General features: G+C 63.7%; 10 protein-coding genes and 1 pseudogene. 5 read left to right on the forward strand and 6 right to left on the reverse strand.

Features of this window, described 5'->3' with window-relative positions; genetic code table 11:
- Positions 1 to 96: 96 nt before the first annotated feature.
- A pseudogene (locus ACVWY3_RS06885) lies at positions 97 to 280 on the reverse strand (DJ-1/PfpI family protein); the annotation flags it as partial.
- Positions 252 to 476 carry a hypothetical protein gene (locus tag ACVWY3_RS06890; protein ID WP_456837794.1) on the reverse strand — a complete coding sequence of 75 codons (225 nt, stop codon included), beginning with the start codon at positions 474 to 476 and terminating at the stop codon, positions 252 to 254. The pseudogene ACVWY3_RS06885 and the gene ACVWY3_RS06890, both read right to left, overlap by 29 nt.
- A gap of 424 nt (positions 477 to 900) precedes the next feature.
- Here ACVWY3_RS06890 and ACVWY3_RS06895 point away from each other — a divergent pair, with 424 nt between their 5' ends.
- Entirely contained in the window at positions 901 to 1,386 is a 486-nt protein-coding gene (locus tag ACVWY3_RS06895) for a phasin (RefSeq protein WP_456837795.1), read from the forward strand.
- A gap of 278 nt (positions 1,387 to 1,664) precedes the next feature.
- Here the strand turns inward: ACVWY3_RS06895 and ACVWY3_RS06900 are convergent, their stop codons facing one another.
- Together ACVWY3_RS06900 and ACVWY3_RS06905 are read right to left on the reverse strand one after the other, a co-directional pair.
- The gene (locus ACVWY3_RS06900; RefSeq protein WP_456843306.1) at positions 1,665 to 2,456 is read right to left on the reverse strand and encodes a Crp/Fnr family transcriptional regulator; all 792 of its coding nucleotides are present in this window, start codon (positions 2,454 to 2,456) and stop codon (positions 1,665 to 1,667) included.
- Between the two features lie 211 nt (positions 2,457 to 2,667).
- Entirely contained in the window at positions 2,668 to 3,222 is a 555-nt protein-coding gene (locus ACVWY3_RS06905; RefSeq protein ID WP_456837796.1) for a PAS domain-containing protein, read from the reverse strand.
- A 451-nt stretch (positions 3,223 to 3,673) separates the two neighbouring features.
- Between ACVWY3_RS06905 and ACVWY3_RS06910 the strand changes: the two genes are divergently transcribed.
- Entirely contained in the window at positions 3,674 to 4,492 is an 819-nt protein-coding gene (locus tag ACVWY3_RS06910) for a rhomboid family intramembrane serine protease (RefSeq protein ID WP_456837797.1), read from the forward strand.
- Positions 4,493 to 4,681: 189 nt separating this feature from the next.
- On the forward strand, positions 4,682 to 5,110 hold the full coding sequence (locus ACVWY3_RS06915; protein ID WP_456837798.1) for a CBS domain-containing protein: 429 nt from the start codon (positions 4,682 to 4,684) through the stop codon (positions 5,108 to 5,110).
- A gap of 21 nt (positions 5,111 to 5,131) precedes the next feature.
- Here ACVWY3_RS06915 and ACVWY3_RS06920 read toward each other — a convergent pair whose 3' ends face one another.
- On the reverse strand, positions 5,132 to 6,160 hold the full coding sequence (locus ACVWY3_RS06920) for a patatin-like phospholipase family protein (protein WP_456837799.1): 1,029 nt from the start codon (positions 6,158 to 6,160) through the stop codon (positions 5,132 to 5,134).
- A 263-nt stretch (positions 6,161 to 6,423) separates the two neighbouring features.
- Between ACVWY3_RS06920 and ACVWY3_RS06925 the strand changes: the two genes are divergently transcribed.
- Positions 6,424 to 7,494, forward strand: coding sequence for a hypothetical protein (locus ACVWY3_RS06925; protein ID WP_456837800.1), 1,071 nt, complete (start codon positions 6,424 to 6,426; stop codon positions 7,492 to 7,494).
- Between the two features lie 457 nt (positions 7,495 to 7,951).
- Positions 7,952 to 8,191: a hypothetical protein gene (locus tag ACVWY3_RS06930; protein ID WP_456843307.1), complete on the forward strand. Its 240-nt coding sequence runs from the start codon at positions 7,952 to 7,954 to the stop codon at positions 8,189 to 8,191.
- 808 nt (positions 8,192 to 8,999) lie between these two features.
- Here the strand turns inward: ACVWY3_RS06930 and ACVWY3_RS06935 are convergent.
- Positions 9,000 to 10,199: an IS4 family transposase gene (locus ACVWY3_RS06935; protein WP_456837801.1), complete on the reverse strand. Its 1,200-nt coding sequence runs from the start codon at positions 10,197 to 10,199 to the stop codon at positions 9,000 to 9,002.
- Between the last annotated feature and the right edge of the window lie 516 nt (positions 10,200 to 10,715).

Genomic DNA, 10,715 nt, shown 5'->3' on the forward strand with positions numbered 1-10,715 from the left:
GTCCGTCGTGTCCATCTCGATCATCGCAATCTATTTCTCCGAGACGATGCGCGCAGCGAAAAACATCCTCGCAGTAGCCTTTCTTTGCGAGAGCACCGTAAACTGGAAGGCGTCACTGCGGTGGCGCGCATCCCATGCCGCAAGGCCGGCGTCGCGGGCGATCGCCTCGGCCCTGCCGCGGCCGGCGATGGCCTCGATTGAGGGCCATCGGCATGGACGCGGTGATGCCGGTCGTGGTTGCGACGCCGCGGTCAACGACGAGCCTGCGGTCGGCCGCATAGGTTGATGGCGATGAGGGGACGCTTTCGCTTCGGTGGTTTCAGCGCGGCAAGCGTCGCCTCGGTCTCCTCGCTCGATATTGCGGGTGCGGCTCCCCGCGCGGGCGCGCCGGGCAGCAGCAGCAACCAGGTTCCGCCGATCGCCGCGAGCGCCGCCAGGCCTCCGAGGGCGCCCCATGCCAGAATGCGCCAAATCATGATGTCACCCGATCGCGGTTGCCTCATACGGCGCGGAAGCTACCCGCTCGCGGCGGCATCGGGAACGACGCAAATCCGGCAAAAAGGGCCATGCCGCAAGCGCGATCGTCTGCCTCACGAGGGGAGTTGCTGCGGTGATCTCACGTTGGCGCATGCGCATCGCAACAACTTCAAAGATGCATAGCGCGGTCGCGCCGTTTTCGACGCATGAACTGAATAAATTCAAGCGGAGAGTCCGAAAGCGAACCGAACCCACGACTTTCGTCTGGCATAGTTGGTGTCGTAAAGGGGGCGGGGGCGGTTATCCGCAGCAATCCACCGCATTGAAAGTCGGAGTACTGGTGTCCCGGTGCGGCATGCACTGCGACCCCATCGGGGAGTCTTCAATCCGTTATCTAGTTTTCGCTTGAAAGGATGAAAGCCCGTGAGTGATGCCAATGTGAAAGTCGATACGAATGCCGCGCCGCAAGACGCGGGGGGCAACGGAAGCGCAAAGTTCCGGTTCGACGTACCCTTCTTCAACATGCAGACGATCTTCGGCGGTCTCGCCGAGCAGGGCGCCACGCGGGCCCAGGCAAACTTTGCGCAGATGAGGGCAACTTCGGAGGAGATCACTGCAGCCGTCTGCGACGCCTGTTCGACCAATGCCAAGCGTGCCTCCGATTACGGCATCAAGCTCATCGAAATATCCCACATCAATACCAGCTCCACCCTGGACTTCCTTTCCCAGCTCGTCGATGCGAGGTCGTTTGCCGATCTCGTAGACCTCTCCACGGCCCACAGCCGCAAGACCCTTGAAGCAACTTCGGCCCAAAACCGCGAACTGTGGGAACTCGCCCAGAAGGTCGCGACCGAAACGGCCGAGCCGATCAAGCAGAGCTTCAACCGGGTCCTGCGTAAGGCTGCTTGAGTCGAAGCGGTTGGCCGCGCGGATCGGCTGGACGAGCGTCTTCGCAAGAAGAGACGCCGTCCAGCCGATTGCGGCCTCCCTCACTGCCGAGGTGACGCCAAGCTGGAGGAAATCAGGATGGGTATGGTGATGATCAAGTGCCCGGAAACCGGAGACGCCATTCCAACCGGTATCGAGATGGATCGCGAAAGGTTTCGGTGCACTGCGGTGTTCTTTTCCCGCACCTATTGCCGGATATGCGCAGCGACGCACGAATGGTTTGCCAGGGAGGCCTGGGTCTACGAGTCGGTCTCGGCGAAGGGCGGGTCGGGCGGTAGGCAGCCGATCCGCGCCGGCGCGGTGTGAAGAACCCTCGGCGCATCCTGCGAAACGATCCGATCGATCCTGCGGCTCATCACCCTGTAGCACTCACAGGCGATGACCTCGAGGCGGCGCCTGTCGATCTCGAGCTGGCCGCGCCGGTTGGATTTGATTGCCCGTGACGTGCGCAACGCGCTCACCACGTGCGTGACCGTGGTGCGCCGGACGCCAAGCAATTCCGACAGCGTCTCCTGCGTCAAGGGCAGGATATCGCCACCATCGGTCCGGTCGTGGATGTGCAGCAGCCAGCGGGCGAGGCGCGCTTCGACGGAATGCAACGCGTTGCAGGCCGCGACGTGTTGGAATTGCGTCAGCATCGCCCTGGTGAGAAGCTGGACCGAACTTGCGATGGCGGGGCTGCGCTCGAGCGCAATGTGAAATCGCGCGGCCGAGATCTGCAGTGCCGTTCCGGCCACGCGGACGGTTGCAGTCATGGGTGATCGGGTCGGGCCGAGCGCCGTCATGATCCCGACGCCACCGTCGTTGCCGATCACGGCCGTTGCCGCCGTCTGTCCGTTCGGCAACTCCATGATGAAGGCGATCGCGCCGCTGCAGGGAAACCAGAGATGCTCGACCTTGTCGCCTGATCGAACCAGGACATGGTCGTGCTCGAGTGGTACTTTTCGCAAATGAGGGGCAAGCAAAGCGAAATCGGCCGGCGGTAGCGCAGCTAACAATCGATTACCAACTCTGGTCGCGTGCTCCATCACGGGAATCGTCCCTCGACGGAGGCCCGGCAGACGCATTTTCACCAACCGAGCCGCGTTGTTGCTTGCCACGGCAATGGCCAACGCATCCTGAAAGCTAAGGTTCCTCTGATGGATTGGCAAGCTCGCACGCGGGGCGCGTCTGAGCGCGATCAGGCTTTCCAAGATCGGCAGCGGCGTCAGCAAAGCTGCGCGTCAGACGCGAAGGCTGCTTCTAGCGCAGCCCCTCATACACCATCAGCCCGCGGGCGATCTGCAATTTGCGGATGGCGCGCGGCAGCAATTTCTCCGGTTGGTGCAGATAGCGCCAGGAGGTGAGGGTGAAGGGGCCAAGCGCGCCGCATTCGTCGTCGAACGGCGCGAGCACGCCGGTGACGCTCACCGGCGTGTGGGGACGGGCGTTGAACGGCAGCAGCAAGAGCTCGAGACGCGCCTTGCTGCCGTCCTCGCGCGCGGCGGTGACGCCGGCGATCGCACCCAGCGTCTCGTCGGCGACCACGGTCGTGATCTCCTCGATCTCGCCGCGGCTCGCCTCGCCAAACAGCGCCGCGAAGCTCGCGTCCTTGAGATCCGCTCCCGCCAGCGCGCAGACCCGTGTGCCGGCGACGCGGAAGGGGAAGCCGAGCGTGGGGTCGCAGGACAGCACGAAGATGTCGCCGAGCAGGCCGCGGACGGCGGCCGGATCGATGTCGGCCCGGTCAGGGGCCCGTGCAGCGCCGCGCTTGTTGTCCCAATACGCGAAGAATGCGCGGCTCGACGGATGTTTCATGACTGGACGCTTACCCCGGGGCGCCACCTCGCGGGACAGACCTGTCCCGCTTCAGTGCACCCGCGATCCCTTTCGTTGTTGTGCAGGAGGGGACTAGCAGCGTCCATGCCGGAGCGGCGTTTTCGCCGCTCTTAAGCCGGCCTTTGCGGCGTTAACGTTAAGTTAACTATGCGCTTGGCGTCGCCCGCTCGCCTGCTATGGTCATCGCGGTCGCAAGCCTCGCCGCTTTCATCCAGGTTCTCGGCGAGGCCTGTACACAGGCGTCAAACAGTTTGCCACGGGCCGGGGAGGGGTGGGGATACACCTTCATTCCTCCGGTATCGGAAGGTCGACACGGACAGGCAGGGCTTTCCCAGGGCCCTGCCTTTTCCTTTTGTGCACTTGCGCAAGGCCGGCAAACGCGACTATCTCCAAGCGCAACGCTCCGATCGCGCCTGAAAGCGAAGCTGCCTTGGATTCCCCGCCAAATTCTCCACATGACACTCAGCCGGCCGTGCCGGCCGCTGCCGAGCAAGCTTCGCACGAGCCGGTCCTGACGCTGCCGGTGGCGCTGACGGCCTATATCCTTCTGCTCGCGGTGATCCATCTGCGGGTGCTGCTGCCGCCGGAGCTCGAGAACTGGACCATCGATGTCTTCGGCTTCATCCCCAAGCGCTACGATGCCTCGCTGCTGAATCTGCAAATTCCGGGCGGGGCCGGCGCCAAGGTCTGGAGCTTCGTCACCTATTCGCTGCTGCACGCCAACTTGACCCATCTCGGCTTCAACGTGCTGTGGCTGCTGCCGTTCGGCAGCGCGCTGGCGCGGCGCTTCGGCGCGGTCAGGTTTTTCGTGTTCATGGCGGTGACGGCGGCGGCCGGTGCGCTCGCCCATCTCGTCACCCATGAGCATGCGGTGGCGCCGATGATCGGCGCCTCGGCCTCGGTGTCCGGCGCGATGGCCGCGGCCATCCGCTTCGCCTTCGTCCGCGGCAGCTTCCTGTCGTTCAGCCGATCGGACGCCGATACCGCGGCCAAGGTTCCGGCGCTGCCGCTGTCGCGCGCGCTGCGGGACGGGCGAGTGGTCGGCTTCCTCGCGGTGTGGTTCGGCGTCAACATCATCTTCGGTGTTGGCGCGATCGGCGTCGATGCCGAGACCACGAGCGTCGCCTGGCAGGCACATATCGGCGGCTTCTTCGCCGGCCTGCTCTTGTTCGCGCTGTTCGATCCCGTGCCGCGCGTGCGAAGCGATGCTGCGGATGCGTCATCACAGGACGTTTCAGACCGAATTTGAAGCGGCGCTTGCGGCGCGGCCCGAATTCATCCATCATTTGTGCCGAAGAATGTTCCGAAGCGACAAGGCCGTAGCGGCAACGCTTCGACAAGCGCGCGAGCGTGAAACCCGCGCCAAAACTCTTAGTTGAAGACTCGCGAACAAGTCCGGACCGCGCAAAGCGGAGGGCTCCGATTCAGGGAGGCGACAATGACGGTACGTTCCATTCTCAACACCAAGGGCCACCAGATCATGAGCGTCGAGCCCGACGCCAAGCTCTCCGACGCGATCAAGCTGCTCGGCGAGAAGAAGATCGGCGCAGTGCTGGTGATGAACCAAAGCCGGCTCGAGGGCATCCTGTCCGAACGCGACATCGTCCGCGTGCTCGGCGAGCGCGGCGCCGCCGTGCTGGAGGCGCCGGTCTCGGAGGTCATGACCCGCAAGGTCGTGACCTGCAAGGAGACCGACACGGTCGCCGAGCTGATGGAGATAATGACGACAGGCAAGTTCCGCCATCTGCCCGTGATCGACAACGGCACGGTGGTCGGCCTGATCTCGATCGGCGACATCGTCAAGCGGCGCGTCCAGGAATACGAGAGCGAGCAGGAAGCCCTGCGCGACTACATCAAGACGGCCTGATCGGCCTCAGGCGTCCGCTCCTTATTCGCCCGCTTTGGGCGCGTTGCCCGCGGGCGCCGGCGCCAGCACCTCGATTGCCTCCTGGATCGACTCCAGCGCGCGCTCGGCGGCGCGCGTGCCGTGAGCTATCAAATCCTCGGCTCGGTGGAAGTCGAACCAGCCGAACTGGCCGACCCGCGGCGTGATCAGCATATCAGGCGGATCTCCGGCGAGGCGCGCGCGGGTGATGCGGTCCTGCATGATGTTGAATGCGTCGACCATCACCGAGGAGATGCCGGGCCGTCCGCCGCCGCCGAAGAACTCCCGCTTCATGGTTTTCTCGGGCGAGAAGAAGCGCGGAAAGCGCCGTTTGGCGACGGGCTCCTCGGCAACGGGCGCGACCGGCTCCGGCATCGCGCCGTGCGCATAGATCGTCGTGGAATGGGTGAAGATGTCGCTGGAAAGATTTGCAGCGATGACGATTTCGGCGCCGAGCGCGCGCGCCGCCGAGACCGGCACCGGATTGACCAGCGCGCCGTCGACCAGCCAGCGGTCGCCGATCAGCACGGGCGAGAAGATGCCGGGCAGCGCGTAGGAGGCGCGCATCGCATCGACCACGCGGCCGCGCGTCAGCCAGATCTCGTGTCCGGTGCGGACCTCGGTCGCGACAGTCGCAAACTTGATGGGTAGCTCCTCGATCAGGGTCTGGCCGATCGCCTCCTCGAGCCGGGTCGCAAGCTTCTCGCCGCCGATCAGGCCGGAGCCGTTGAGGCGGATGTCGAGATAGCCGAGGATGGTGCGCATGCCTTGCAGGCTGCGCCCCCAATCTTCCAGCGTATCGAGCTGGCCGGCCGCATAGGCGCCGCCGACCACGGCGCCGATCGAGGTGCCGACCACGACATCAGGCACGATGCCGTTGGCGATCAGGGTCCTCAGGATTCCGATATGGGCAAAGCCGCGCGCCGCGCCGCCGCCGAGGGCAAGGCCGATGACCGGCCGGCGGATGCTACCGAGGCCGACCTTCTCGCCATTGGAGCCGTTCGCGCCGCGGCCCTTCAAGATCTCAAGCACCGAAACTCTCCTACCCGGGCCAGCCCCCACACCAGAATGGGCGCCGTATATCCGCTCCGCCAGAACGAAGGCCAAGCATGGTTTATACCGTTCGGGAAGCAGGGGGCAGGAGTGTGGCAAGGCCGGCTGCCTTTGGTCTAATCACGCAGGCGCCAGCCCGGTTCCAAAGTCCGTATTTCCCAGGCTTCCCAATCCTTGAATATGCCAAGGCTTGAATATGCCAAGGCTTGAATTTGCCGCGTTTTCGGTGAAAAGCAGGTGACATGACACGCGGGGGTGACGGCATCATCAGATGGCGGCGCAGCGGCACGCTGCTGCCGGCGCTGATGCTTGCCGCGTGCATGCTCAATTTGGGCCAAAATGCCGCGCAGGCGCAGCTTTTCTCCGATCGTCCGCCCCCGGTGCCGCCGGCGTCGGTGCCCGAACCCGGTAACGCCATCCAGCTGGCGCCGTCCGGGCAGGCCGCCGGCCCACCAAGCCTGCCGCCGACCCTGACCCAGCCGGTGACACCCAGCATGCCGCCACCCGCAGTCGCGACCGTGCCGCCGGCCGCGCCGCTCAATGCGGCCGTGCCCGGCCAGGGCGTGCTGTCGCTGACCGCAAAATACGGCAAGGACTCGGCTGCGATCACCAGCGGCCTGGTTTGGCGGGTGTTTGCCGACCGTCCCGACGAGAACGGCACCTTCAAGCTGATCAAGGAAGATCGCAACGCCACGCCGAACATCGTGCTGCCGCCCGGCAATTACGTCGTGCACGTCGCCTTCGGCCTCGTCAGCGCGGTGCGCACCGTCAGCCTGAAGGCCGAGACCGACCGCGAATCCTTCGTGCTGCCGGCGGGAGGCCTGCGCATCGAAGGCCGGGTCGGCGCCAGCCGCATTCCGCAGAACCAGATCTCGTTCGCGATCTACAAGGGCAGCCAGTTCGAATCCGGTGAGCGTGCCTCGCTGGTGCCGAACGTCGCCGCCGGCGACGTCGTGCTGCTGCCGGAGGGCACCTACTACATCATCTCCAACTATGGCGACGCCAATTCGGTGGTGCGCTCGGATATCCGCGTCCAGGCCGGCAAGCTCACCGACGTCACCATCACCCACCGCGCCGCGGTCATCACGTTGAAGCTCGTCAGCGACCGCGGCGGCGAGGCGCTCGCCAACACCGCCTGGTCGGTGCTGACCCCCGGCGGCGACGTCATCAAGGAATCGATCGGCGCCTTTCCCCGCGTCGTGCTCTCCGAAGGCGAATACCGTGCCATCGCCAAGAACGAGGGCAAGGTCTACGAGCGCGGCTTCAACGTCGTGAACGGCGTCGACGGCGAAGTCGAGGTCGTCGCGCGCTAAAGCGGGATGAGTTTTGGTGGAATCGGTTCACCGCTCCCGACGGGGAGACATGAAGCACGGACAGGCCGGCGAACCATATTTCATCATGCGCGAGCGCTCTTGCGGCAACGCCGCATGCGGCCGCCGTCGAGCTTCGTACCCGGCATGATAATTCTCATCCGGCGCACGAACGATCCATCTTCCCCCGATCTCCGTCGTGCTCGTGTCGGAGTGAGCGGACGCTCACCGCCGCCTGCTTGTGTTCGGCGCTGAATATCGCTGTGAGCGCTGGCAAGCTGCGGCTCGGGGGTGAGAAAACACCGCTGCCAACGGCTTATTCCACGGCCGCTGCGACGTCGTCACGGCCGGCGCAGGAGGCAGTGGAAGATACGTACGTCCGATATTCAATTTTATTCTCTTTCCGTCCTGCTGCGTGATATGTCGGACATCCGTCCAATGGGGGAGGCCGGCGCAAGTGATGAACCTGCGGGACCGGCAGGAGCAGGGGACCAAGCCCGTCGGCATGTTCGAAGTCATCCTCACCAGGCGCAAACGGTTCGGTTGGCGGTGGCAGGTGTGCGACCAGTCCGGCAAGAAATTTGCCGACGGTTTCGAGCGCACCCGGCCGGCCGCCAAATACCATGGCGAGCGCGCATTGTTCTTCCTGCTGTCGCAGGCCTATTTGCGCAATCCCTCCGCGGCGTCCAGCGAGGACTAAAGCGCGATGAGATTGGGATGAATCGTCATCGCGCTTTAGGCTGTTGTTTGCGCATCATCTTTTCGGAAAACCGCTTCGCACTTTTCCGGATCATGCTTTAGCGCAGCTCGCAGCCGGACGGAGCACACTCCGGCACCGCTGCACCCGCCTATGCGATCCCGGATTACGGGGCGCACCATCCAGGTTACAAGTCCTCAGGCTACAAGCTCTTGCGCTGCCCGTCGGGCAAAACACCCAAGCGAACGGTCAAGCCGCGATCTCCAAAATATTCCGCTTTACCGAATTTCGGAAATAGCGTATGTGTCGCCGCAACCCGGCCCAAGGAAGAGGGGCGGATCGCGATCGTCACGAACGCGGGCCGGGCGGCGGTGGGCGCGGACCACATCGGCGCGACAAGTTTCGCAGGGTGGGCAGCCGTGAGCGGGAGCGTCGCGCCAACGACCGGTGTGATCTCGCGTACGGCCAAATCGTGTGGTCCTGGCGCCCGGGGTCTGTGCGCCAAGTCTTGCGGTGATGTGTGCTGTCCAACCGGACACGCGCATCAGCCATCCGCACGGCGACGGGGGCAATCGTGCATCGCTCCCCGGGGGGAGCACGACATACGCCGTTCCAACCACTGCGCAGGGAAGGCCGGTTGCTCGGCTCCACCTGTATGCCGCTGTGCAGCTTCTTGTTGCCACCTTTCGCACAGTGGACCGTGGGTGCCCGGCCGGCACCCGGTCTTCCCCATAGGCGTTAAGGTAGCGCAAGCATTGATTGATATTGACGTTTTCGGGGAGGCTCGCGCAGGTGCCGCCCGAGCGCTCGCTTACTGCGGCGCAAGCGGCGGATGGTTGGTTGTGGAATGATTGCTTGCAGCAAGGATGCAACGAGTTGTTGCAAGATACGCCAACCGCCAGGTGTCGTCAGGCGGGGCCTGCTTCCAGTGGGGAGAGTCCTCGAAGTCGCGGACAAGCGGCTCGAGCAGCAGGATAATCAAGAGGTGAGCCAGCAGGTAGGGCTTCGCCGAACGCTGATCAGTTCCAGGCGGTGTCTTGAGACCAATCAGGCTTTTCAGTCGCTTGAAGCCAAGTTCGATCCGCCATCGCAGTCGATAGAGTGCAAGCACATCCCTGGCGGAGAACTCGTCCCGTGCGAGCGACGTGACCAGAATGACCCAATCCGCGGCTTCCAGAGTCCCTTTGGAGATGATGCGGTTTTCGTCTCGTGCGTCTCGCCGAGCTTTACGACGCGAAGCCGCGGCCGCACCGGTGGGCTTCTTGACCGCAACCAGACGCATAGCCAGAGGCGCCCCGTCCTTGCGTTTGATCCAAATCCTCCGATCGATCAGTCCGCGTGCCTTTGCCGCACGCAATTGGGCCATCAGATCGAATGGAAGGCCTTGGGCATCAAGCCAGCGCGCGTTCTTCCAGCCTGCTCGGATCAGAACGTCGGCACCAGCCGCGCGGACAGCCGCGATGCGGTCAGGTTGCAGATAAGCGCGGTCAGCAATGCGGATCTCGTTCTTGACTACTGGTATCCGGTCAAACGTTTCGCCCTCTTGCTGATCCGTTAGCTCGAAGTGACCAAAGCGCTCACTTGGCAGATCAAATGCACTATGAAGCCGCCAAAGCTCACTGCTCCTGCGGGCAGTCGGCCCGGCCTGAGGTACTGTCGTCGCATCGACGATGCGGATCAGGCGGCCTCGGCTCGCCTTCGGCGCTGCCGCATCGAGCAAGCTCTCCACCAGCACTGCAAACCAATCGCCACATTGACGCAGGCGATAGAACAACGCCACGCTGCTGAGGTCCGCAAGGCCAACAGAAGCCGCCCACGCAGCTGTCGATCTCAATCCTCTTTCCCCTAAACAATAGGCCAGCATCAGCCGAAGCAACGCCACCGCGTCTGGAATTTGGCGCCGCCGCGCGAAAGCCTTCGTCTGGCGCGCGCTTATCTCAAGCTGCTCAGCCCCACCCAGCTGCGCAACCACTCTCGTCCAGTCCTCATTTAGAAGCGATTCGTCTGCCATGCCCCTTGGAATCACGTGTGATTTCAACACTCAAGAATAAACTTAACGCCTATGCGGTCTTCCCTGCGCCCTCTTCTCAATTGAGGGTGGCGTGACGAGGCAAAGCTCGGGCGAGATCAGCCGCGAGGATGCGAAGGTGTGTCTGCGACGAAGATGCGAATGATGAAGCGGCGTCCTTGCTCCAAGCACCGTCATTGCGAGGAGCCCTTGCGACGAAGCAATCCAGACTGCCTGCGCGGAAAGACTCTGGATTGCTCGCTGCGCTCGCAATGACGGTGTGGAAGCAGTTGTATCCGAAAACTCCGCTCTCGTGCCCCGGACGCAGCGCAGCGCTTGTTCAGCGGTGCGCTGCAGAGCCGGGGCCCATGGGGACACGAGAGCGGCGCATTTCAAACGCCTGTCATAGTCTCTAACGCTCACTAACCAACACCTGACTTAAAACTGTCATAATCACTCAATGGGACCCGCATCTGCGTCCTTTTTACACGCCCTTAAGCGCCGCTGCATTGGATGCGC

It is taken from the genome of Bradyrhizobium sp. USDA 4486 (assembly GCF_054057995.1).